At 72.0% G+C, this 21,554-nt stretch carries 22 protein-coding genes; 14 read left to right on the forward strand and 8 right to left on the reverse strand.

The features are described from left to right. The first annotated feature begins 118 nt into the window (after positions 1 to 118). Positions 119 to 1,123, forward strand: coding sequence for an alpha/beta hydrolase fold domain-containing protein (locus ACIBJH_RS03510; protein WP_399115162.1), 1,005 nt, complete (start codon positions 119 to 121; stop codon positions 1,121 to 1,123). Between the two features lie 12 nt (positions 1,124 to 1,135). On the opposite strand, the gene hutI is transcribed toward ACIBJH_RS03510, so the two are convergent. Genes hutI through hutU form a run of 4 tightly spaced genes read right to left on the reverse strand, consistent with a single transcriptional unit; the run spans position 1,136 to position 6,580 of the window. After that, a complete protein-coding gene (gene hutI / locus ACIBJH_RS03515) occupies positions 1,136 to 2,311 on the reverse strand; it encodes an imidazolonepropionase (RefSeq protein ID WP_399115163.1) in 1,176 nt (391 codons plus the stop codon). A gap of 20 nt (positions 2,312 to 2,331) precedes the next feature. Then, positions 2,332 to 3,705, reverse strand: a complete 1,374-nt coding sequence (locus ACIBJH_RS03520) for a formimidoylglutamate deiminase (protein WP_399115164.1) — start codon at positions 3,703 to 3,705, stop codon at positions 2,332 to 2,334. Continuing rightward, entirely contained in the window at positions 3,702 to 4,919 is a 1,218-nt protein-coding gene (locus ACIBJH_RS03525; protein WP_399115165.1) for an allantoate amidohydrolase, read from the reverse strand. The genes ACIBJH_RS03520 and ACIBJH_RS03525 overlap by 4 nt, the downstream gene beginning before the upstream one ends. Beyond that, positions 4,916 to 6,580 (reverse strand): urocanate hydratase, encoded by a 1,665-nt coding sequence (gene hutU / locus ACIBJH_RS03530; protein WP_399115166.1) that lies wholly within the window; start codon positions 6,578 to 6,580, stop codon positions 4,916 to 4,918. The genes ACIBJH_RS03525 and hutU overlap by 4 nt, the downstream gene beginning before the upstream one ends. Before the next feature lie 163 nt (positions 6,581 to 6,743). On the opposite strand from hutU, the gene ACIBJH_RS03535 reads away from it, so the two are divergent. From ACIBJH_RS03535 to ACIBJH_RS03555, 5 genes are all read left to right on the forward strand, one after another. Further along, positions 6,744 to 8,123, forward strand: coding sequence for a diaminopimelate decarboxylase (locus ACIBJH_RS03535; protein ID WP_399115167.1), 1,380 nt, complete (start codon positions 6,744 to 6,746; stop codon positions 8,121 to 8,123). Between the two features lie 169 nt (positions 8,124 to 8,292). Beyond that, positions 8,293 to 8,691, forward strand: a complete 399-nt coding sequence (locus tag ACIBJH_RS03540) for a hypothetical protein (RefSeq protein WP_399115168.1) — start codon at positions 8,293 to 8,295, stop codon at positions 8,689 to 8,691. Continuing rightward, on the forward strand, positions 8,688 to 9,509 hold the full coding sequence (locus ACIBJH_RS03545; protein WP_399115169.1) for a transcriptional regulator: 822 nt from the start codon (positions 8,688 to 8,690) through the stop codon (positions 9,507 to 9,509). Before ACIBJH_RS03540 ends, ACIBJH_RS03545 begins: the two co-directional genes overlap by 4 nt. 34 nt (positions 9,510 to 9,543) lie before the next feature. Further along, positions 9,544 to 10,056 (forward strand): roadblock/LC7 domain-containing protein, encoded by a 513-nt coding sequence (locus ACIBJH_RS03550; RefSeq protein ID WP_399115170.1) that lies wholly within the window; start codon positions 9,544 to 9,546, stop codon positions 10,054 to 10,056. A 22-nt stretch (positions 10,057 to 10,078) separates the two neighbouring features. After that, positions 10,079 to 10,453 (forward strand): hypothetical protein, encoded by a 375-nt coding sequence (locus tag ACIBJH_RS03555; RefSeq protein ID WP_200713690.1) that lies wholly within the window; start codon positions 10,079 to 10,081, stop codon positions 10,451 to 10,453. 7 nt (positions 10,454 to 10,460) lie between these two features. Here ACIBJH_RS03555 and ACIBJH_RS03560 read toward each other — a convergent pair whose 3' ends face one another. Further along, positions 10,461 to 11,054 carry a hypothetical protein gene (locus ACIBJH_RS03560; RefSeq protein WP_399115171.1) on the reverse strand — a complete coding sequence of 198 codons (594 nt, stop codon included), beginning with the start codon at positions 11,052 to 11,054 and terminating at the stop codon, positions 10,461 to 10,463. Between the two features lie 140 nt (positions 11,055 to 11,194). Continuing rightward, the gene (locus ACIBJH_RS03565; protein ID WP_359603406.1) at positions 11,195 to 11,728 is read right to left on the reverse strand and encodes a PadR family transcriptional regulator; all 534 of its coding nucleotides are present in this window, start codon (positions 11,726 to 11,728) and stop codon (positions 11,195 to 11,197) included. 127 nt (positions 11,729 to 11,855) lie between these two features. Here ACIBJH_RS03565 and ACIBJH_RS03570 point away from each other — a divergent pair, with 127 nt between their 5' ends. Continuing rightward, positions 11,856 to 12,419: a hypothetical protein gene (locus tag ACIBJH_RS03570; protein ID WP_399115172.1), complete on the forward strand. Its 564-nt coding sequence runs from the start codon at positions 11,856 to 11,858 to the stop codon at positions 12,417 to 12,419. Continuing rightward, positions 12,416 to 13,063, forward strand: coding sequence for a TMEM175 family protein (locus ACIBJH_RS03575; protein ID WP_399115173.1), 648 nt, complete (start codon positions 12,416 to 12,418; stop codon positions 13,061 to 13,063). Before ACIBJH_RS03570 ends, ACIBJH_RS03575 begins: the two co-directional genes overlap by 4 nt. Positions 13,064 to 13,144: 81 nt before the next feature. On the opposite strand, the gene ACIBJH_RS03580 is transcribed toward ACIBJH_RS03575, so the two are convergent. Both ACIBJH_RS03580 and ACIBJH_RS03585 read right to left on the reverse strand, forming a co-directional pair. Further along, positions 13,145 to 14,011, reverse strand: a complete 867-nt coding sequence (locus ACIBJH_RS03580; RefSeq protein WP_399115592.1) for a MurR/RpiR family transcriptional regulator — start codon at positions 14,009 to 14,011, stop codon at positions 13,145 to 13,147. A gap of 41 nt (positions 14,012 to 14,052) precedes the next feature. Beyond that, the gene (locus ACIBJH_RS03585) at positions 14,053 to 15,582 is read right to left on the reverse strand and encodes an aromatic amino acid ammonia-lyase (RefSeq protein WP_399115174.1); all 1,530 of its coding nucleotides are present in this window, start codon (positions 15,580 to 15,582) and stop codon (positions 14,053 to 14,055) included. Positions 15,583 to 15,724: 142 nt separating this feature from the next. Here ACIBJH_RS03585 and ACIBJH_RS03590 point away from each other — a divergent pair, with 142 nt between their 5' ends. The 6 genes from ACIBJH_RS03590 (at position 15,725) to ACIBJH_RS03615 (ending at position 21,530) form a co-directional block, all read left to right on the forward strand. After that, positions 15,725 to 16,768 (forward strand): ABC transporter ATP-binding protein, encoded by a 1,044-nt coding sequence (locus ACIBJH_RS03590; protein WP_399115175.1) that lies wholly within the window; start codon positions 15,725 to 15,727, stop codon positions 16,766 to 16,768. Continuing rightward, entirely contained in the window at positions 16,765 to 17,406 is a 642-nt protein-coding gene (locus ACIBJH_RS03595; protein ID WP_201054442.1) for an ABC transporter permease, read from the forward strand. Before ACIBJH_RS03590 ends, ACIBJH_RS03595 begins: the two co-directional genes overlap by 4 nt. Further along, positions 17,406 to 18,068 (forward strand): ABC transporter permease, encoded by a 663-nt coding sequence (locus ACIBJH_RS03600; RefSeq protein WP_399115593.1) that lies wholly within the window; start codon positions 17,406 to 17,408, stop codon positions 18,066 to 18,068. The genes ACIBJH_RS03595 and ACIBJH_RS03600 overlap by 1 nt, the downstream gene beginning before the upstream one ends. 19 nt (positions 18,069 to 18,087) lie before the next feature. Then, on the forward strand, positions 18,088 to 19,023 hold the full coding sequence (locus ACIBJH_RS03605; RefSeq protein WP_399115176.1) for an ABC transporter substrate-binding protein: 936 nt from the start codon (positions 18,088 to 18,090) through the stop codon (positions 19,021 to 19,023). A gap of 120 nt (positions 19,024 to 19,143) precedes the next feature. Beyond that, the gene (locus tag ACIBJH_RS03610; RefSeq protein ID WP_399115177.1) at positions 19,144 to 19,812 is read left to right on the forward strand and encodes a carbonic anhydrase; all 669 of its coding nucleotides are present in this window, start codon (positions 19,144 to 19,146) and stop codon (positions 19,810 to 19,812) included. 35 nt (positions 19,813 to 19,847) lie between these two features. After that, the gene (locus ACIBJH_RS03615) at positions 19,848 to 21,530 is read left to right on the forward strand and encodes a SulP family inorganic anion transporter (RefSeq protein ID WP_399115178.1); all 1,683 of its coding nucleotides are present in this window, start codon (positions 19,848 to 19,850) and stop codon (positions 21,528 to 21,530) included. Positions 21,531 to 21,554: the final 24 nt, after the last annotated feature.

The following is a 21,554-nucleotide window of genomic DNA, read 5'->3' on the forward strand; positions in this document are numbered from 1 at the left end:
CACGCTTTCAACCCCGGTGTCGGGTGTCTGTCGGGACTGTCGGACCGGTGTCGGGCGCTTGTCGGCACGGCCCTGGAACCTCTCACTCGTCGCACGTTCCATGACGATCGGAGAGAACATGCCCGCCACCCCAGCCCAGCCCTCTTTCGCCCTGCCCGTCCCCGTCGCCACCACCGTCGCGCCGCCCGACCTCACCGACAGCACACTCCTGGACGTCGACCCGGACGCGCAGATGTCCCTCGGTGCCGTCGCCCTGGACAGCCGTAGCGATGTCGTCTACGCGACCGTCGAACTGCCCGACGGGGCGCGGCGCGAGCTGAGGCTCGACGCCCTGCGGCCGACCGGCGACGAACGGCTTCCCCTGGTCGTCTTCCTTCCCGGTGGCGCGTTTCTCCGCTGCAACAAGGCCATGGCGTTGGAAGCGCGCCGCCATGTCGCCGAGTCCGGTTTCGTCGTCGCCAGTGTCGAGTACCGCGTCACCCCTGACGGCGCCACCTTCCACGACTCCGTCCGCGATGTCCGCGCGGCCCTGGCGTATCTGCGGTCGTACGCCGACGACTTCGGCATCGACGCCGGTGCGGTCGCCCTGTGGGGCGAGTCGGCCGGCGGTCATGTGGCCGCGCTGACGGGTGTCACGGACGGTCTGCCCGAGTTCTCCGACGCCGCCGTCCTTCAGGGGCAGGTGCGGGCCGTGATCGACGCCTACGGCAGCTCCGAACTCTCCGCCATCGCGGACGACTTCGACGAGGCGGCCCGGCTGCACTACCGACACCGGGCCACGCAATTCTCGGCGTACCTCGGCAGGCCGGGCGCACCGTTCCCGGAGATCCCCGACGCGGTGCGCGCCGCGGACCCGGCAGCCTACGCGACGGCTTCGGTGCCGCCGTTCCTGTTCCTGCACGGCAGCGAGGACATGCTCGTCTCCCCGTCCCAGACGCAGCATGTGCACCAGGCGCTGCGCGCCGCCGGGGCCGACAGCACGCGCTACGTCCTGAAGGGCGCCAACCACGGAGACGTCGGGTTCCTCGGACACCCGGGCACCGGACTGCCCTGGACCTCGGCCGCCGCCATGGGCGTCATCACCGGGTTCCTCCATCGCCGTCTCGACGCGACGGAGCGGTGAGTCCCGCCGCCGTCAGACGGTCCGCGTTCCCCGCCGCCACACCCCGCTGACCAGTGGCACGCCCGGCCGGTAGGCCAGGTGCACATGGCTGGGCGCGTCCAGCAGGATCAGGTCGGCGCGGGCGCCGGGTGCGATCCGGCCCACGTCGTCCCGGCGCAGGGCCGCCGCCCCGCCCGCCGTGGCCGACCACACCGCCTCGTCCGGGGTCATCCCCATGTCCCGCACCGCCAGCGCGACGCAGAACGGCACGGAGGAGGTGAAGGACGAGCCCGGGTTGCAGTCGGTGGACAGCGCGACGGTGACCCCGGCGTCCAGGAGACGGCGCGCGTCCGGCCACTGGGCGCGCGTCGAGAACTCGGCCCCGGGCAGCAGGGTCGCGACGGTACGGCCGCTCGCCAGCGCGTCCACGTCCGCGTCCGTGAGATGCGTGCAGTGGTCCGCGCTGGCCGCGTCCAGTTCCACGGCGAGCTGGACGCCGGGGCCGTAGGAGAGCTGGTTGGCGTGGATGCGCGGGTGCAGGCCCTTCGCCTTGCCCGCGCTCAAGATGGCGCGCGCCTGGTCGCCGTCGAAGGCGCCCTTCTCGCAGAAGACGTCGATCCAACGGGCGTACGGGGCACAGGCGTCGAGCATCTCGCCGGTGACGAGGGCCACGTAGGCGGCCGGGTCGTCGGCGTGGTCGGGCGAGACGATGTGCGCGCCGAGGTACGTCACCTCGTCGGTGTGCGCGGCGGCGATGCGCAGGGCGCGGGCCTCGTCGGCGACCGTCAGGCCGTAGCCGGACTTCGTCTCGAAGGTGGTGGTGCCCTGGCGGAGGGCCTCGTCCAGGTAGCGGGTGAGGTTCGCCTCCAGTTCCGCGTCGCTCGCGGCGCGCGTCGCCGCGACCGTCGTACGGATGCCGCCCGCGCTGTAGGCCCGCCCGGACATGCGGGCGTTGAACTCCTGCGTGCGGTCGCCCGCGAAGACGAGGTGCGAGTGGGAGTCCACGAAGCCGGGCAGGACCGCCCGCCCACCGGCGTCGACCCGATTGTCAGTGGCGGGTGCTTTGCTTGTTTCACCGGTCCACGCGACGCGGTCGCCGTCGATGACGACGGCCGCGTCCTGGATCAGACCGAGCGGAGAGCCATCGCCTAGGGAGGGGTCGTTGGTGACGAGTGTGGCGATGTTGGTGATGACGGTGCTGCTGCTCATCGTGTCCTCGTGGGTGGTGGTCAGTCGCGCAGGGCTTCGACGGCCTGCGCGAGCGCTTGCGGCACATCCGGTACGAGCGCGTGCGCCCCGTCGCGCACGACGTGCCGCCCGCCCACGACGGTGTGCCGTACGTCCGCTGCCGTCGCCGCGAATACGGCCGTCTCGGCGCCGAGCCTGGGCACCGGCCCCGCTGTCCTGACCGAGTCGAGCGCGATCGTCGTGAAGTCGGCGAGGGCGCCTGCCGTGAGGCTGCCCGCCTCGTCCCAGCCGAGGGCCGCGTGGCCGTCGGCGGAGGCCGCGCGGAGCAGGGCCGCCGCGGTCCAGTGCCCCCGGGTGCGGGTGCGCAGGCGCTCGTTCAGCTCCATCGCGCGGGCCTCTTCGAGCAGGTCGATGACGGCGTGACTGTCGGAGCCGAGGGAGAGCGGCGAGCCGGCTCGCTGGAGGGCCACGGCGGGGCCGATGCCGTCGGCGAGGTCGCGTTCGGTCGTCGGACACATGCAGGTGCCGGTGCCCGAGCGCCCCAGCAGCGCGATGTCCTCGTCCGTGAGGTGCGTGTTGTGGACGCCGGTGGTGCGCGGACCCAACACGCCGTGGTCGGCGAGGAGTTGGGTCGGCGTGCGGTCGTGGGCGGCGCGGCAGGCGTCGTTCTCGGCGATCTGCTCGGAGAGATGCACATGGAGCGGGGCCCGCCGCTCCTCGGCCCAGCGGGCCACGGTCGCCAACTCCCGTGCGGGCACGGCCCGTACGGAGTGGATGGCGGCACCGATCCGCGCGTGATCCCGTTCCTTGAGAAGTGAACAGCGTTCCGCCCAGGCGTCCGCGCTTCCGTCGGAGAAGCGGAGCTGGTGGCGGTTGGGGGGCTGTCCGAAGCCGGAGGAGAGGTAGGCGGTGTCGAGGAGGGTGATGCGGACACCGGCTTCGGAGGCGGCGGCGATGAGCGCCTCGCCCATGGCGTTGGGGTCGGCGTACGGGGTGCCGCCGTGGGCGTGGTGCACGTAGTGGAACTCGCCGACCGCCGTGATCCCGGCCAGCGCCATCTCGGCGTACACCGCGCGGGCCAGCGCGTGGTACGTGTCCGGGGTCAGCTGATCGGCGAAGGAGTACATGACCTCGCGCCAGGTCCAGAAGGTCCCGGAGCCGACCTGGACGGTGCCGCGCAGGGCGCGGTGGAAGGCGTGGCTGTGAGCGTCGGCGAGCCCGGGGAGGGTGAGTCCGCGCAGGATCTCGGCGCCGGGAGGCGGGCTGTCGACCCCGGTACGGACGGCGGTGATCCGTCCGTCGCTCACCTCCAGGGCGACGCCTGGCTCGACGTTGGTGTCGAGCCAGGCGTGTTCCAGCCAGTACGTCCGCGTAGCGGTGGGGTGCGTGGTGGGGTGCGTGGTGGGGTGCGTCACCTGCAGGCCAGCCCTTCCAGTACGTCGGCGAGTGCGGTCACCCCGGCCACGCAGTCGTCCTCGGCCGCGAACTCGGCCGGGGAGTGCGAGACGCCCGTGGGGTTGCGCACGAACAGCATGGCGGTCGGGATGCTCCCGGAGAGGATTCCGGCGTCGTGTCCGGCACCGGTGCCCAGGACCGGGACCCTGAGGTCGGTGTCCTTGCCGAGCACGCGGGCGAGTTCGTCACGCAGGGCGTGGTCGAACTCGACGACGGGAGTGAAGGACTCCCGGACGACGTCGAGGTCGACGCCGTGCGCCTCCGCGTACTCGCGGGCCGCCTTCTCGACGCCGGTGACCACCGTGTCCAGGGTGTCCTGGTCGGCGGCGCGGGAGTCGAGCCAGCCACGCACCAGGGAGGGGATGGCGTTGACGCCGTTCGGCTCGACGGCGATCTTCCCGAACGTCGCGACGGCACCGGCGAGTTGGGCCTCGCGACGGGCGGCGAGCACGGTCTCGGCATACGACAGCATGGGGTCCCGTCGGTCCACCAGCCTCGTCGTACCGGCGTGGTTGGCCTCGCCCCGGAAGTCGAACCGCCACCTGCCGTGCGGCCAGATGGCGCTGGCGATGCCGACCCGGTCGCCGGACAGGTCCAGCGCGCGGCCCTGTTCGACGTGGAGTTCGACGAACGCGCCGATACGGGCGAGCCGTTCGGGGTCGGGACCGATGGCGTCGGCGTCGTAACCGGCCGCCGCCATGGCCTGCGGCAGCGTGACCCCGTCGCCGTCGGTCAGCCGGTGCGCCTGCTCGACGGTCAGTGCGCCGGAGGTGAGGCGTGACCCGACGCAGGCGAGCCCGAAGCGGGCACCTTCCTCGTCCCCGAAGTTGACGATGGCCAGCGGCCTGGTGAACTCCGCGCCCCTGCCCCGCAGTTCATCGAGCGCGGCGAAGGACGACACGACACCGAGGGGCCCGTCGAAGGCCCCACCGTCCGGCACCGAGTCAAGATGCGACCCGGTGACGACGGCGTCCCCGGCAGCGGGGTCACCGAGCCAGGCCCACTGGTTGCCGTTGCGGTCGAGCTCGTAGGTCAGACCGCGCGCCTTGGCCTGCTCCTCGAACCAGGCCCGGCATTCGGCGTCGGCGGCGGTCCAGGCGTAGCGGCGGTAGCCGCCGGAGGCGGAGTTACGGCCGATCGGCAGCAACTCCGCCCACATGCTCTGGAAGGTCACGCCTCTCCACCCTCGCGCATCGGCACCCGCACGCCCCGCTCGTCCGCGACCCGTTCCGCGATGTCGTACCCGGCGTCGACGTGCCGGATGACGCCCATGCCGGGGTCGTTGGTGAGGACCCGGCGGATCTTCTCGCCGGCGAGCTTCGTGCCGTCGGCGACGGAGACCTGGCCCGCGTGGATGGAGCGGCCCATGCCGACGCCGCCGCCGTGGTGGATGGAGACCCAGGAGGCGCCGGACGCGACATTCACCATCGCGTTCAGCAGCGGCCAGTCGGCGATCGCGTCGGAGCCGTCGAGCATGGCCTCGGTCTCGCGGTAGGGGGAGGCGACGGAGCCGCAGTCGAGGTGGTCGCGGCCGATGGCCAGCGGGGCCGCCAGCTCACCGCTCGCCACCATGTCGTTGAAGCGCTCGCCGGCCTTGTCGCGCTCGCCGTAGCCGAGCCAGCAGATGCGGGCGGGCAGGCCCTGGAAGTGGACGCGCTCACCGGCCAGCTTGATCCAGCGGTGGAGGGACTCGTTCTCCGGGAAGAGGTCGAGGATCGCCTTGTCCGTCTTGTGGATGTCGGAGGCCTCGCCGGACAGGGCGGCCCAGCGGAAGGGGCCCTTGCCCTCGGAGAAGAGGGGGCGGATGTAGGCGGGGACGAAGCCGGGGAAGGCGAACGCCCGCTCGTACCCGGCGAGTTGGGCCTCGCCGCGGATCGAGTTGCCGTAGTCGAAGACCTCGGCGCCGGCGTCCATGAAGCCGACCATCGCCTCGACGTGCTTGGCCATGGACTCGCGGGCGCGGACGGTGAAGCCCGCCGGGTCCTTCGCGGCGGCGTCGGCCATGTCCTCGAAGGCGATGCCCAGGGGCAGGTAGGCGAGCGGGTCGTGGGCCGAGGTCTGGTCGGTCACGATGTCGATGGGGGCGCCCTCGGCGAGCATCTGCGGGAGCAGTTCGGCCGCGTTGCCGAGCAGGCCGATCGACAAAGGCCGGCGGGCGTCGCGGGCCTCCACCGCCAGCTGCAGGGCGTGCGCGAGGGAGTCGGCGCGGACGTCCAGATACCGGTGCTCGATGCGGCGCTCGATGGCGCGCGGGTCGACGTCGATGCAGATCGCGACGCCGTCGTTCATGGTGACGGCGAGGGGCTGGGCGCCGCCCATGCCACCGAGGCCGGCCGTCAACGTGATCGTCCCGGCGAGGGTGCCGTTGAACTTCTTCGCGGCGACGGCGGCGAAGGTCTCGTAGGTGCCCTGGAGGATGCCCTGGGTGCCGATGTAGATCCAGGAACCGGCGGTCATCTGGCCGTACATGGTGAGGCCGAGGGCCTCAAGGCGGCGGAACTCCTCCCAGTTGGCCCAGTCGCCGACGAGGTTGGAGTTGGCGATGAGGACGCGCGGCGCCCACTCGTGGGTCTGCATCACGCCGACGGGGCGGCCGGACTGGACGAGCATCGTCTCGTCCTGCTTGAGGGTGCGCAGGGTGCGGACCATGGCGTCGAAGGAGCGCCAGTCGCGGGCGGCCTTGCCGGTGCCGCCGTAGACGACGAGCTTGTCGGGGTGTTCGGCGACCTCGGGGTCCAGGTTGTTCTGCAGCATCCGCAGGGCGGCTTCCTGCTGCCATCCCAGGGCGCTCAGTTCCGTACCGCGCGGTGCTCGTACGGGGCGGGGTCCTGACATGGTCTGCCTCCTAGCGGACTGCGTTCAGCGGATTTTAACTGTAGCTATTCACATCCTGGCTTCGTGAATAGAACTAGTCAATACATGGGGGCGTCTCTGTGGGCAGGCTCTGAGTGTTTGGCTGGATGTGACGACCACGGGCAACGACACGACGGGGGACACGGTGAACGACGTACACCAGGGTCACACGGACGGCACCGAGCGGACCGCGCGCCGGGACCAGGCGGTGCGGGCCGCCGTCGAACAGGGGCTGCTGGGGCCGGACTCCCCCATCGTCGCGCTGCTGGACGTGACCGGCATCCAGGAGTCGGCGGCGGCGCTGCGGGCCGCGTTCGACGAGGTGACGGCGCCCGGGACACCGGTGCTGCACGCGTTCGCCGTCAAGGCGAGTCCCCTCGTGCCGGTGCTGCGACTGCTGCGAGAGGAGGGCGTCGGGGCGGAAGTGGCGAGCCCCGGCGAGCTGGCCCTCACGCGGGCGGCGGGCGTACGGCCGGAGCGGACCGTGCTCGACGCGCCCGCGAAGACGCCGGCGGAGCTGCGGGAGGCGCTGGCGCTGGGGATCGCGGTGAACGTCGACAATCCGCAGGAGCTGGAGCGCGTCGACGGGCTGATGCGGTCGGCGGCGAGTCGTTCGCCGCTCGGGATCCGGGTCAATCCGCAGATCGGCGGCGGGTCGATCGCCGCGCTGTCCACGGCGACGGCGACCTCGAAGTTCGGGGTGGCGCTGCGGGACGAGGGGGCGCGCGAGTGGGTGGTGCGGGCGTTCGCCGAGCGGCCGTGGCTGACCCGGCTGCACGCGCACACCGGGTCGCAGGGCATCCCGCTGGAACTGCTGGCGCGGGGCGTCGCGGAGACGTACGCGCTGGCGGAGGAGATCAACGCACGGCTCGGGCGCCGGCAGATCGACACGCTCGACATCGGCGGCGGGCTGGGCGTCAACTTCGGCTCGGACGCGACGAGTCCGACGTACGCGCAGTACGCGCGGCTGCTCAAGGAGGCGGTGCCGGGGCTGTTCGACGGGCGGTACGGGCTGGTGACCGAGTTCGGGCGGTCGCTGCTGGCCAAGCAGGGGACGGTGGTGGCCCGGGTCGAGTACGCCAAGAGTGCCGGCGGGCGGCCGATCGCGGTCACGCACGCGGGGGTGCAGGTGGCGACGCGGACGGTGTACGCGCCGCAGTCGTGGCCGCTGCGGATCGCCGCCTACGACGGGAAGGGGCGGCCCAAGTCGGGGCCCGTGGTGGTGCAGGACGTCGCCGGTCCGGCCTGTTTCGCGGGTGATCTGCTCGCCGAGGGGCAGGCGTTGCCGTTGCTGGAGCAGGGCGATCATGCGGCGGCGCTGGACACCGGGGCGTACTACTTCGCGGCCCACTACGCCTACAACTCCCTTGCCAGGCCGGGCATTTACGGCTTCGTCCCGGACGATTCGGGGGGTGTGGAGTTCGCGACCGTGCGGAAGCCGCAGACGGTGGCGGAGATCGTGGCCGAATCCGGAGGGGCGCACGCCGCAGCGCTCACCACCCTGCGCGCACCCGGGCGCCGTTGACTCACCCCCGTGAACATGCGGTTGAACTGGTGGGGAAACGGGGTCAGTTGACCCACCTTAGTCACTCCGGGCATGTTCCACCGGAAAATGCCAGATCCCTCACCCTCCGGCCACACGGTGCGTAGCTTCGTCGTCACTCAGCCGAACCGCAGGCGGGAGGGGAGCCACGGTGCCCGGAATCGACGAGTGCTTACTGGAGGCCATGCGACTGCCCGGTGCCCGGGGCGCCGCGCTGGTCGACTGGACCAGCGGGCTGGCCCTGGGCGTCGTGGGAGAGTCGCCCGGGGGTGACCAGGAGGCCAGCGCGGCCGAGGCCGCGGAGCTGGCACGGCTGGCGGCCGAGCACCGGGCGTTCGCGTCCGACGCACAGGAAGGGGAGGAGGCCGACGACCCTCCGCTGGAGGACCTGATCGTCAGCAACCGGGACAGCTACCACGTGCTGCGGTTCGTGCGGACGTCGTTCGACAGCAGTGTGTTCCTGCACCTGTGGCTGGCCCGCGCGGAGGGCAATCTCGCACTGGCCCGGATCCGGCTCGGCGAGATGGCGGGACGGCTGGTGCTGGGATGACCGCGCTCAGGACCACGCCGACCACCCCGCCGCCGCGGCTGCCGGTGCGGGACAAGACCGCCGCCATCGACCGGGCCTGGGGCGGGGTGTCGCCGATGCTGACCCGGCTCGCGGCCGAGGAGGCCACCGGTGTCCTCGTCCGCGAGCGCGGCAGTCTGCATCTCGTCGCGGGCCATGTGGTGCACGCCGAGAGTCCATCCGCGCCCGGTCTCGACCTGCTCCTCACCGCGCACGGCACCCTGCGCGCCGAGGCCTGGGAGGCCGCCGCGGGCGCGGCCGACGACCGGCACGCCACCACCCGGCTGCTGCTCGACGGCGGCCTGATCGGCCCGGGCGCGCTGGAGTTGTGCCAGCTCGGGGCGTTGTACGACGCGGCGTACTTCGTGCTCGCGCCGAGCAGCACCCCGGGGCGTTTCCGGTACGGGGTCACGCATCCGCTGGGGTCCGTGCGGCCGGTTCCGGTGGCCGCACTGGAGCGCGAGACCCAGCGCCGCCGCGAACTGCTGCACCGCGTCTGGCCGGACGCGGCGACGGACGGCGCCCCGCTGATGCGGGCCGAATCCGTCGCGGCCCCGCCGATCACACCCCGGCAGGCCGCCGTACTGGCGCGGGTGGACGGGGTACGGACGGCGCCGGAGATCGCGCGGCTGCTGGGCCGGCGGGCCTACCCCACGCTGCTGGACGTCCGGCGGCTGGTGTCGGCGGGGCTCGTCTCGCCCCGGCCGCCCGCACCGCCCGCCGTCCTGCCCCCGCCCGACGTCACCGACCCCGACATCACATTGCTGAAGAGGCTCAGGGATGCGCTGGAGGCCCTTTGAGTGGCAGCGAGCACGCGCCGAGAGGAGAGAGCCGATGGCCTCCGAGGCCGAAATCCTGGACGAGCTGCGCCGGTTGAGAGCCCGGGTGCCGCAGCTGACGGGGGCGCTCGCGGCGGGCGTCGACGGTCTCGTACTGGCGCAGGACACCCCGGGCGTCGAGCCGGAGCGGGTCGCGGCGCTCACCGTGACGGCGCTGGGCGTGGCCATGCGGATGGCGGACGCGACCGGGCAGGGCGACTTCCGCGAGCTGATCGTGCGCGGGGTCTACGGCTATGTCGCGACCTACGCGGCGGGCCGGGGCGCCGTGCTGACCGTGCTCGCCCAGGACCGCGTGAACGTCGGCCGGCTGCTGCTGGAGGGCCGCCGCGCGGGGGCCCGGATCGGGGAACTGGTCGACGCCGAGGCGGCGGCGACGGCCGAGGCCGAGGAGCGGGCCGGCGCGGCGCCCGTCAAGGCGCCCACCAAAGCCACCACCGCACGAACGAGAACGGCGCGCGCACCACGCACCACCGCAACGACCAACGCGCGCACCACCACGGAAAGTTGAACGGACCCAAGGGAGCACTGTCATGGCCAACACCGAAACCTCGCTCAAAGAGGCGCTGACCTCCATCGAGGGCGCGACCGGAGTCGCGCTCGTCGACTACACCAGCGGTATGGCGCTCGGCACGATGGGCGGCAGCAAGACCTTCGACCTCGGCGTCGCCGCCGCCGGCAACACCGACGTGGTGCGCGCCAAGATGCGCACCATGGAACACCTCGGCCTGAAGGGCGACATCGAGGACATCCTGATCACCCTGTCGAGCCAGTACCACCTGATCCGGCTGATCAAGGGCCGCGGCGGCAACGGGCTGTTCCTGTACCTGGTGCTGGACGCCAACCGCAGCAACCTGGCGATGGCCCGCCACCAGCTGAAGCGGATCGAGGCCGATCTGGAGGTGTAGGTCCCGGCTACGCGTACACGTCGCCGCGGCGACGCGCCCCGCCCGGGGTGGCGTCGCCCGCGGCGATGCCGGTGGAGCGGTAGCCCTTGACCGGCTTGCCGGCGGGGGCGCCGCCCCGCTTGTCCAGCCAGTCCACGCGGATCCACAGCAGGACGTCGTCGGCCCGTTCCCGGCGCCCCAGCCAGGCGGCCTTCAGCCGCAGCCCCGTGCCGGCCCCGGCGAGCAGCATGCCGCCCGCCGCCGGCACCGCGAACGCGGTGCCCAGCGCGAGCCCGAAGGCGAGCACGATCCACCAGCGGTGCGCGCGGCGCCAGTTGCGTACGGACACCGCGCGGTCCTGGAGCACATCGTGCTTGCCGGCCCGGGCGGCGCCGCGGGCGAGGGCGGTGTAGCGCTTGCGGCGCGCGTAAGTCACCACGGCCGCCGTGATGATGAACAGGGCGGCCCCGGCCAGCACCCCGATCCGGCGCCCGGTGATGCCCGACGGCAGCACTCCGACACCCGCCGCCAGCACCCCGAACCACCACAGCGGGGCGGCTCCGGCCCGTACGACGACGGCCACTCGGGCCAGCCCCTGGACTCTGCGATCTCCGCGTGCCACGTCCTGCCTCCTGGTCGTCCCGGCACAGTTCCGTCGGGCCGTGAGACTAGTGAGCGAACGTGAGACGAGTCTGAGAACGGACTTTTTCGCCCTCGCCCCGGGTCAGGGGCCCTCGCCTCGGCCAGGGCCCTCGCCCCGGGTCAGGAGGGCGTGTCCAGGCGCTCGGTGAGTTCTCCGGCGGCCCAGCGGGCCCACTGCTCGGCGGTCTCGGAACCCCGCAGCCCGTATTCGAGCATGAGCCAGCCGCAGACCTGGACGGGGTCGCCCACCCACTTGGCGTTGTCGTGGATGGCCTGCAACGCGGTGAGCCGCGCGTGGTTGTGGTCGGCGAACTTCTCCAAGTAGGCGGCGCCTTCACCGCTGTTGAGGGTCCACAGGAAGAAGACGCGGAGCAGGGCGGCGCTGCGGAAGGCGAGGTCGAGGTCGGGTTCGGTGAGCCAGCGGCGCAGTTCGGCGCGGCCGGCGTCGGTGATGCCGTACTCGCGGCGCTGGCGGGCGCCGGTGCCGGTGATCTCGATCAGACCGTTCTCGTCGAGCTTGGCCAGTTCGCTGTAGACCTGGCTCTTCTGCGCGGGCCACACCGCCGACAGCCCCTCGTCGAACCGCTTGAGCAAGTCGTAGCCGCTGGCGGGCTGTTCGGAGAGGAGCCCGAGGAGGGCGTGGGGCAGGCTCATGGCCTCACCCTACCTTTCCGATGTTTCACGGATCCTGACTGGACGGTCGAGAGTTGGACGGTCATAATCCTACCGTCCAACATTGGACTCCCCGGTTTGGCTCTTGGACACGTGGAGGAAGACACCGGTGAACTACGTCCGCGGTTTCGCACCCTGGCTGTGTTACGCGGCCCTGAGCCCGGTCGACTGGCGACTGGGCACGGGCGCCGCCGCACTGGCCGCGCTCTGGTTACTCGCCGGGCAGCTCCGCGCCCGCAGTGTCGACCTGCTGGGCGCCGCCACCTGCGCCTTCTTCGTGGTCATGGCCGTCGTCGCGCTGGCGGACCCGTCGTCGGGGCTGCGGAACTGGATCTGCGCGCTGGCGAACGCCACCCTGGCCGCCACGGCCCTGACCTCGCTCGCCGTGCGCCGCCCCTTCACCCTGACCTTCGCCCGGGCCGAGGTGCCGCAGGAGTTCTGGCACGCGCCCCGGTTCATCCGGGTCAACATGGTCCTGACGTCGATATGGGCAGCCGCCTTCACCCTCGGCGCGCTCGCCTGCGCCTTGGTGGTCGGCTACGACCACTCCGCGACCGCGCCGCTGGTCACCGTCCAAGTGCTGGCGTTCGTCGTCCCGTTCGTCCTCTCCGGCCGCTACGCCGCCCGAGCCAAGGCCAAGGCCGCCACCGCGGCCGGACAGGCGATCGCATGAGCACGCACGACACCACGACCGAACCGGCCGAACCGACCGAGCCCGCCGAGCGGATCGCACCGGCGAGTCCGGAGCGGCTGATCTACTTCTCGGACGCGGTGGTGGCCATCGCCATCACCCTGCTGGCCCTCGAACTGCCGGTCCCCGGCGCGGAAGCGCACGGCGACTCGGGCGTGCAGCACTTCCTGCGCGAGCACCTGGCGGAGTACTTCGCGTTCCTCGTCAGCTTCGCCGCCATCGCCATGCAGTGGATGCTGCACCAGCGCGTCTTCCGGTACGTGAGCGGTCTGTCCGGCGGGGCGATCCGCTGGAACCTGCTGTGGCTGCTGCTGATCGTCGTCACGCCGTTCACGACGAAACTGCTGACCAGCGAGGCGGACGCGTTCCGGATCCAGTTCATCGTGTACGCGGCCGGCCAGGCCCTGACCAGCCTGTCCTTCAGACTGACCGTCGCGGATCTGCGCAGGTCCGGGCTGCTGCGCCCGGACGCCCCGCACGAGGTGATCGCGGAGACCCTGGCCTGGGTGGACGCGACGATCGTGACCTTCGCCGTCTCGATCCCCGTCGCCCTGGTCACGCACTGGGCGTCCCTGTGCTGGGCGCTGCTGCCGCCGGCACAGAAGATCCTGCGCCGCGTCACCTGACGGGAAGGGGCTGCCCGGCGACCACACCCCGGGCGGCCTCGACACGTAACCACCCACGCATGCACGGCACTTGACGCACCGTCACTCCACGAACAGCCCCCGCGCCGCCGCCCGCGCGTCGAACTCCTCCAGCCGGGCCTGGGCGTCCGGCAGGTCGTCGCACATCGCCTCCAGGAGCACCCGGCCCAGCAGCATCGGCGCGCACGCCGTGTCGAAGGCGAGGCCGGTGCCGACGGCGGCCGGGATCAGCAGGTCGGACACCTTGGCGACCGGCGCGAACGCCGAGTCCGCGACGGTGACGACGGTCAGGCCCGCCTCCCGCGCGTACGCCAGCGTGTCCACGACCTCGCGCGGATGCCGGGGCAGCGCGAAGCACAGCAGGGCGGTGGCTCCGGCCCGGACGGCCGCGTCGATCCGGTCGTGGATCATCGTGCCGCCCTCGTTGAGCAGCCGTACGTCCGGATGGACCTTGGCGGCGAAGTACGCGAAGCCGTACGCCTGGGAGGCCGCCGCGCGCAGCCCGAGCACCGGCAGCGGGCGGGAGGCCGCGAGGAGGCGGCCCGCCTTGGCGACCGGGCGGGGGTCGGCCAGTATCTCGGCGAGATGCTTGAGGTTCTCGATCTCGGCCTCCACGGCCTGCTGGTACTCGTTGTACGACGCCGTGTCCGGGGCCGACTCGGCGGGCGCGACCTCGCGGAGGTGTTTGCGCAGCGCCGGGTAGCCGTCGAAGCCGAGGGCGACCGCGAAGCGGGTCACGGAGGGCTGGCTGACCCCGGCGAGTTCGGCGAGTTCCACGCTGGACAGGAACGGCACCTCGGCGGCGCGGCGCACCATGCTGTGCGCGATGCGCCGCTGGGTCGGCGTGAGCCGGTGCCCCTCGAAGAGCGTCTGCAGCCGTGCGGCCGGGCTGTCGGTCACACCCGTACTCCTGTCCAAGGTCCCCTCCAGGCTTGCGTCCACCGTCTCTTCCAGGCTCCCATCCACGGTCCTCACGTGTTCCCCCTCCAGATCTCGGTGAACCGGTCCAGCAGTCCGGCCGCCGCCGTCACATCATCCGTGAGCGGCCGGTCCGCCGGGTCGTCGTCGAGCACCGCCTCGGCGAGTTCCAGCGCGCGGCCGACCGGGAGTCCCGGGTCGGGCCGCAGGTCGCGCTGGCGCAACGCCCTTACGGCGGCGACGAGTTCGCAGCCGACGACGAGACGGTACGCGCGGCAGGCGCGCAGTGTCTGACGGGCGGCGAGCGAGGCGAAGCTGGCCTGTTCCTCGACGCCCCGGGAGAGTACAGCGTGCCCGAGCGAGGCGGGAGCCGAGAACGCGCGCAGGTCGCCGAGGGCGGCAGCGGCGGCGTACTCCAGGATCATCACGCCGGAGGAGGCGGGTTCGCTGTCGGCGAGGAAGGGCTTGAGGCGGGTGAACGCGGGCTCGTTGAGGGAGGAGAGCCGGGACGTCGACAGCCGGGCCACCTGGGTGAGCGCGAGCCTGAAGTGGTCCAGGGCGAGGACGAGTTGGGCCTGGTAGAAGCCGCCGTGGTGGTAGGCGGTCATGTCCTCGGCGGAGATGAAGGGGTTCTCGGCGGCGGCGTTGATCTCGATCGCGAGCACCTCTTCCAGCGCGTCCGCCGCGTCGTGCGCGGGCCCGTGGATCTGCGGCAGACACCGGAAGCCGTACGGGTCCTGGATCCGCCCGAGCGGAGGGGTGGGCCGGTCGGCGGCACCGATCAACTCCCGCATCCGGCGCGCGACTTCGACCGACCCCCGGTGCGGCCGGGCAGCGTGCACGGGCGCGGCGAACGGCTCGTGCGACCCGTCCACGGCGAGCAGTGACAGCGCCCCGACGACCTGCGTGGCCCCGATGAGTCCGCGCAGCTCGTGCAGCGCGAGCGCGGACTGCCCGAGGGTGAGGGCGTTGCTGCTGATGAGCGCCAACGCGTCGTTGTTGTCGAGGGGTTGGGGTTCGGGAACGCCGGAAAGACCGTTTTCTCCGCCTCTCCAGGGCCGCTCCCCCACCAGCGCGAGACCCACCTGGGCCAGCGCCGCGATGTCCCCCGTCCCCACCGAGCCGAACTCGTTGACGACCGGATGCACCCCGCTCTCCAGGGCCTCGCACAGCGCGGTGACGACCGTCGGGCGCAGGCCCGCGCCGCCCGCGAGCAGCTGGTTGGCGCGGACGGCGAGCATGGCGCGGACCTCGCGGGCCGGGAGTTCGTCGCCGATCGCGCCGGCGTGGCTGCGGAGCAGGCGCAACCCGTGCTCGGCCGCCGCCTCCGTGGGCACGTCCTCGTTCCGGTTGGCGCCGACGCCGGTCGAGCGGCCGTAGACGCGGCCGGTCGCGGCGATCTGGCGGGCCGCGTCCCAGGACTCGGTCGCGCGCTTCATCGCGTCGGTGCCGGGGACCGGCCGGGCGTCCCCGTCGGCGAGCCGGACGACATCGGCGACCCCGAAGCCGACCCCGTCGAGGACGACGAGATCGGAGCTCCCGGACACCATCACATCGGCGGTGTCCACGATCCGAGACGACATAAGGTCACAAACTCCCCTCAATCAGGACACTCGATCTTGCCTGCCGAGCATCCGTTACCTCGGATTAACGCGGAGACATTGACAAACTATTCAGACACCGAGAACTCTGCATGACGTTATACAGCCGGGCAAGGGACAACTCATGATCCAGTTCGACGCGGTCCACAAGCGCTTCCCCAACGGCACGACAGCAGTTCACGACCTCTCCCTGGAGATGCCGGAAGGCGGGGTCACCGTACTGGTCGGTTCCTCCGGTTGCGGCAAGACGACCACCCTTCGGATGATCAACCGGATGATCGACCCGACCTCGGGCGTCATCAAGGTCGGCGGCAAGGACGTCACCCAGCAGGACGCGGCCGAACTGCGCCGCTCCATCGGGTACGTCATCCAGCAGTCGGGGCTCTTCCCGCACCGCACGGTCCTCGACAACATCGCCACCGTGCCGCTCCTGCTGGGCCACGGCCGGAAGAAGGCGCGCGCCCGCGCCGCCGAACTCCTGGAGACCGTCGGCCTCGCCGCCGACGCCGGCAAGCGGTACCCGCACCAGCTCTCCGGCGGCCAGCAGCAGCGCGTCGGCGTGGCCCGCGCACTCGCCGCCGACCCGCCGGTACTCCTGATGGACGAGCCCTTCGGCGCCGTCGACCCGGTGGTCCGCACCCAGCTCCAGGACGAACTCCTGCGCCTGCAGAAGGAGTTGAACAAGACCATCGTCTTCGTCACGCACGACATCGACGAGGCCGTACGGCTCGGCGACCGCATCGCGGTCTTCCGCACCGGCGGCCACCTCGTCCAGTGCGCGGCCCCCGCCGAACTCCTCGCCCGCCCGGCCGACGACTTCGTGGCCGACTTCCTCGGCGCCGAGCGCGGCCTCAAGCTGCTCTCGCTGAAGACCCTCGCCGACGTCCCGCAGGGCCCGGCCCCCGAGGGCGGCACCTGGACGCTCGTCCTCGACGAGGCCCGCAAGCCGCTCCACTGGGCGGCCACATCCTCAGGGGGCGCCGAGATCCCCGTACGACCGCTCCGCGACGGCGACTCCCTGCTGGCCGCGCTCGACGAGTCGGTCGCCTCGCCCACCGGCCTGATCGCCCGCGTCGACGCCGACGGCGTCCTCACCGGCGTCTCCTCCCGCGACGACATCCACACCCACGCGGGCCAGGCGCACGCCGATGCGCGGGTGGCGGCATGAGCGTCGACTGGTCGTGGATAGGCGACCACACCGACGACCTCACCAGCCTCACGTTCTCGCACCTCCAGGCCGCGATGACCGCCGTCTTCCTCGGCCTGCTGATCTCGCTCCCGCTGGCCGTGGTCGCCCACCGGGTCCGCCCGCTCCGGGGCTTCCTCCTCGGCCTCTCGAACGTGCTGTTCACGATCCCGTCGATCGCGATCTTCGTGCTCCTGCTCCCGATCAGCGGCCTGACCCGCACCACCACGGTGATCGGTCTGACGGTCTACACGCTGGTCGTGCTGCTGCGGAACACGGTCGAGGGTCTGGACTCCGTCCCCGCGAAGACGAAGGAGGCCGCGAAGGCGATGGGCACGCGTCCCCTGCGCACGCTCCTCACCGTCGAACTCCCGCTCGCGCTCCCGGTGATCATGGCGGGCGTCCGCATCGCCACGGTCATGTCGATCTCCCTCGTCTCCGTGGCGACCTACATCGGCGACGGCGGCCTCGGCCAGCTCTTCACCGACGGCTTCCAGCGCGACTTCCCGACGCCGGTGATCGTGGGCGTGGTCCTCACCCTGCTGCTCGCGGTGGTCGCGGACGCGGCCCTGGTCGGCCTCCAGTACGTACTCACCCCGTGGACGAGGCGGCGAGCCTGATGTACGAACTCTTCAAGAACCTCGGCAAGTGGCTGACCAGCGGTTCCCAGTGGGCCGGCACGGACGGCATCGCGCACCGCCTCGCCGAGCACCTCCAGTACTCGCTGCTCGCGACCCTCATCGCGGCCGTGATCGGCCTCCCGCTGGGCCTGCTGATCGGGCACACCGGCAAGGGCGCGTTCCTCGCGATCAACCTGGCCTCCTTCGGCCGCGCGCTGCCGACCGTCGGCCTGGTCGTCCTGGTCTTCCTGGCCAGCGGCCTGTCGATGTGGCCGGTGTACATCGCGCTGGTCGCCCTCGCGGTCCCGTCGATCGTGACGAACACCTACGCCGGCATGACCGCCGTGGACCCGGACGTGAAGGACGCGGCACGCGGGCAGGGCATGCGCGGCCACCAGGTCCTGTTCCAGGTCGAGTTGCCGCTCGCGCTCCCCCTGATCATGACCGGCCTGCGGCTCGCGCTCATCCAGGTGGTGGCCACGGCCACCATCGCCGCCTACGTCTCCTTCGGGGGCCTCGGCCGCTACGTCTTCGACGGACTCGCCCAGCGCGACCTCGTGCAGGTGCTCGGCGGGGCGGTGCTGGTCGCCGTCGTCGCCATCGTCCTGGACCTGGGCCTGTCCGCCCTCCAGCGCTTCCTCTTCCGCCACCGCACCGCCTAGGGAAACCGGGAACTCCGAAATGAACCGTCGTGCCCTCCTCGGCGCCCTCGCCGGAACAGCCGTCGCCGTCCCCGTCCTGTCCGCCTGCTCCAGCGGTGTCACCTCGCTCGACGGCGGGGGCTCCGCCGGCGGCGGCAGCGCCTCCAGCAAGAACGGCGTCACCATCGGCACCGCCAACTTCACCGAGAACCAGGTCCTCGGCTACCTCTACGCCGCCGCCCTCGAAGCGGCCGGCGTGAAGGTCAAGGTCCGCCCCAACCTCGGCACCCGCGAGATCGTCTTCCCCGCCCTCAAGAGCGGCGACATCGACCTCCTCCCCGAGTACCAGGGCTCCCTCCTCACCTACCTCCAGCCCAAGTCCAAGGTCGCGGAGGCGGGCGAGATGCAGAACGCCCTCACCCTCGCCCTCCCCTCCGGCCTCCAGGTGCTGCCCTACGGCATCGCCGAGGACGCGGACTGCTTCGTCGTCACCCGCGAGACCGCGAAGAAGTACGGCCTCGCCACGCTGGCCGACCTCGCGAAGCACAACGGCAAGCTGACCCTGGGCGCCTCCGCCGAGGTGAAGACCCGTCAGGTGGGCGTCGTAGGACTGAAGGACGTGTACGGCGTGGAGTTCAAGGAGTTCAAGTCCCTTGATTCCGACGGGCCGTTGGTGAAGGGCGCGCTGAAGAAGGGCGATGTGGACGTGGCGAACCTGTTCACCACCGACACCGACATCAAGGCCAACGACTGGGTCGTCCTGACCGACCCCAAGACCCTGATCCCGAGCCAGCACATCGTGCCGCTCATCGCCGACCGGGTGGCCGACCCCACGGTCCGCAAGGCCCTCGCGAGCCTCGGCAATCTGCTCACCACGGCCCAGCTCACCGAGCTGAACCGCCAGGTGGACAAGGACAAGAAGGACCCGGAGGACGTGGCGAACGCGTACGCGAAGCAGCACGGCATCACGAAGTAATGGCCCATTGATGACCGATCGATGATCTGACGAGGGATCGGTCAAGTGTCGTTAAATCGGCACTCTCGGTAATCGATCGCATGCGTAGGGTGAGTTCACGCTCACCACCTGAGGAACCGCATGGCCTCGAACCGCAGGGCCTTTCTGACGGCCACCGCCGTCGGCGCGCTGGTCACCGCCCCCACGACCGCCACCGCCGCCGTCGGCACCCGTCCCCGCCCGACCACCGCACCCGCGGCCCTCGCCGAACTCCTCGACGGCAACCGCCGTTACGCGTCCGGCCACTCCCGCCACCCCGACGAGAGCCGCCCGCTGCGCCACCGACTGGCCACCGCGCAGCACCCGTTCGCGGTGATCGTCGGCTGTATCGACTCCCGGGTGCCGCCCGAGCTGGTCTTCGACCAGGGCCTCGGCGACCTGCTGTGCATAAGGACGGCGGGCGAGGTCCTGGACGAGGCGGTGCTCGCGTCCATCCAGTACGGCGTGGAAGAACTGCGCATCCCGCTGGTGCTGGTGCTCGGCCACGAGCGCTGCGGGGCGGTGGCGGCGACCCTCGCCCACCTGGAGACCGGCGCCCCCGTCCCCGGCCATCTCGCGCTCCTCGTCGACGAGATCGCCCCGGCCGCCCGCCGCACCCGGGCACTGCCCGGCGACTGGGCCGAGCACACGATGACCGCCCACACGGCCTGGGTCAGGGACGCGATCCGCGCCGACCCCGCGTTCGCTCCGGCGCATGTCGTGGCGGGGCGCTTCGACCTCGACACGGGCGTCGTGACCTTGCTGCCGTAGCCCCTCCCCCACACGCTCCTGACGCGAAGAAGCTCATGACCATGAACGGCGTGCTCTCCGTCCTGCCCTCCCCCGCCGACTTCCGTACGATGACCCGCGCCCCGCGCCGTGACCTGCTGTGCGGCCTCACGGTCGCCGTCGTGGCGCTCCCGCTCGCCCTCGGTTTCGGGGTGACGTCCGGGCTCGGCGCGGCCTCCGGCCTGATCACCGCGATCGTCGCGGGCTCGCTCGCCGCGCTCTTCGGCGGCTCCGCGCGCCAGGTCAGCGGCCCGACCGGCGCGATGACGGTCGTGCTCGTCCCGATCGTCCACGAGTACGGCGCGAACGGCGTCCTCACGGTCGGGCTGATCTCCGGCGTCATGCTCCTCGCGCTCGCCTTCGCCCGCGCGGGAACGGCGATGGCGTACGTCCCCGCGCCGGTGATCGCCGGTTTCACCATCGGCATCGCGTGCGTGATCGGCCTCCAGCAGGTGCCCTCCGCGCTGGGCGTGCCCACCCCGGCCGGTGACCAGGTGGCGGTGGTGGCAGCCCGCGCGGCCGAGGAGTTCGACGCGACCCCGCACTGGGCGGCCCTCCTCCTCGCCCTCGGCTCGGCCGCGCTGATGCTGGCCGGGGCGCGCTGGAAGCCCACAATTCCCTTCTCCCTGGCGGCAGTTGGCACGGCGACGGTCGTGGCCGAGGCCCTGCACCTGCACGTCACCCGCCTGGGGAGCCTCCCGTCCTCGCTCCCCGCGCCCTCCCTCGCGTTCCTGGACGTCTCCCGAGTCCCGACCCTGCTCCTCCCCGCAGCGGCGGTGGCGGCACTGGCCGCCCTGGAATCCCTCCTGTCCGCCTCCGTCGCGGACGCGATGCGCCCCGGCGAACGCCACGACCCCGGCAAGGAACTCTTCGGCCAGGGCATCGCCAACCTCGCGGCCCCGCTCTTCGGCGGCGTCCCGGCGACCGGCGCGATCGCGCGCACGGCGGTCAACGTCCGCACCGGCGCCACCTCCCGCCTCGCCGCGCTCGCGCACGCCGTGATCCTCGCCGGGATCGTCGCGGTCGCGGCCCCGCTGGTGGGCCGTATCCCCCTGTCCGCCCTGGCCGGAGTGCTCCTGGCGACGGCGGTCCGCATGGTGGAGACGGACGCGGTCCGCGCGATGGCCCGCTCCACGCACGGCGACGCCCTGGTCCTGGTCCTCACCGCGGCCGGCACCCTCGCCCTCGACCTCGTGCGCGCGGTCCTGATCGGCCTGGCCGTCTCGGTGCTGCTCGCCCTGCGCGCGACGATGCGCGGCACGCGCCTGACCCCGGCCGAACTCCCCGACACCGCCTCCGGCACGGTGACATACCGCTTCGACGGCCCCCTCCTCTTCGCCGCCGCCCACCGCTTCCGCCGCAGCCTGGCGGACGTGCGGGACGTGACGGCCGTGGACCTACGACTCTCAGGGCTGACGGCGGTCGACGCGACGGGCGCGCTGGCGCTGAAGGAGGCGGTGGCCGAGCTGCGCGACCGGGGTATCGAGGTCCGCATCACAGGCGTCGAGCACGCCCACCACCGGGTGCTGGAGTCGCTCGGGGTGCTCCCGGTGAACCTTGGGGCGGGCCCGGCGGATCCTGCCGGAGACGCGGGGTCTGGCACGCCCATCTGCGGCGTTGTCGTCGGTCGCCGACGCTCCGCGTCGACTCCCTCCTCCGCCTTGCAGCTGGACGCACCAGACCCCGCTCACCAGGGTTGAAAAGCTGACGCTGCTTTCCTCCGG

Origin of the sequence: Streptomyces sp. NPDC050548 (assembly GCF_044457385.1) — a bacterium.
Classification (GTDB): Bacteria; Actinomycetota; Actinomycetes; order Streptomycetales; family Streptomycetaceae; genus Streptomyces.

Excerpts from the sequence above, each read along its gene's own strand:
- ACIBJH_RS03510 (WP_399115162.1), top strand. The coding sequence starts at position 119 with ATGCCCGCCACCCCAGCCCAGCCCTCTTTCGCCCTGCCCGTCCCCGTC.
- hutI (WP_399115163.1), bottom strand. The coding sequence starts at position 2,311 with ATGAGCAGCAGCACCGTCATCACCAACATCGCCACACTCGTCACCAAC.
- hutU (WP_399115166.1), bottom strand. The coding sequence starts at position 6,580 with ATGTCAGGACCCCGCCCCGTACGAGCACCGCGCGGTACGGAACTGAGC.
- ACIBJH_RS03545 (WP_399115169.1), top strand. The coding sequence starts at position 8,688 with ATGACCGCGCTCAGGACCACGCCGACCACCCCGCCGCCGCGGCTGCCG.
- ACIBJH_RS03550 (WP_399115170.1), top strand. The coding sequence starts at position 9,544 with ATGGCCTCCGAGGCCGAAATCCTGGACGAGCTGCGCCGGTTGAGAGCC.
- ACIBJH_RS03555 (WP_200713690.1), top strand. The coding sequence starts at position 10,079 with ATGGCCAACACCGAAACCTCGCTCAAAGAGGCGCTGACCTCCATCGAG.
- ACIBJH_RS03565 (WP_359603406.1), bottom strand. The coding sequence starts at position 11,728 with ATGAGCCTGCCCCACGCCCTCCTCGGGCTCCTCTCCGAACAGCCCGCC.
- ACIBJH_RS03575 (WP_399115173.1), top strand. The coding sequence starts at position 12,416 with ATGAGCACGCACGACACCACGACCGAACCGGCCGAACCGACCGAGCCC.
- ACIBJH_RS03585 (WP_399115174.1), bottom strand. The coding sequence starts at position 15,582 with ATGTCGTCTCGGATCGTGGACACCGCCGATGTGATGGTGTCCGGGAGC.
- ACIBJH_RS03590 (WP_399115175.1), top strand. The coding sequence starts at position 15,725 with ATGATCCAGTTCGACGCGGTCCACAAGCGCTTCCCCAACGGCACGACA.
- ACIBJH_RS03595 (WP_201054442.1), top strand. The coding sequence starts at position 16,765 with ATGAGCGTCGACTGGTCGTGGATAGGCGACCACACCGACGACCTCACC.
- ACIBJH_RS03600 (WP_399115593.1), top strand. The coding sequence starts at position 17,406 with ATGTACGAACTCTTCAAGAACCTCGGCAAGTGGCTGACCAGCGGTTCC.
- ACIBJH_RS03605 (WP_399115176.1), top strand. The coding sequence starts at position 18,088 with ATGAACCGTCGTGCCCTCCTCGGCGCCCTCGCCGGAACAGCCGTCGCC.
- ACIBJH_RS03610 (WP_399115177.1), top strand. The coding sequence starts at position 19,144 with ATGGCCTCGAACCGCAGGGCCTTTCTGACGGCCACCGCCGTCGGCGCG.
- ACIBJH_RS03615 (WP_399115178.1), top strand. The coding sequence starts at position 19,848 with ATGACCATGAACGGCGTGCTCTCCGTCCTGCCCTCCCCCGCCGACTTC.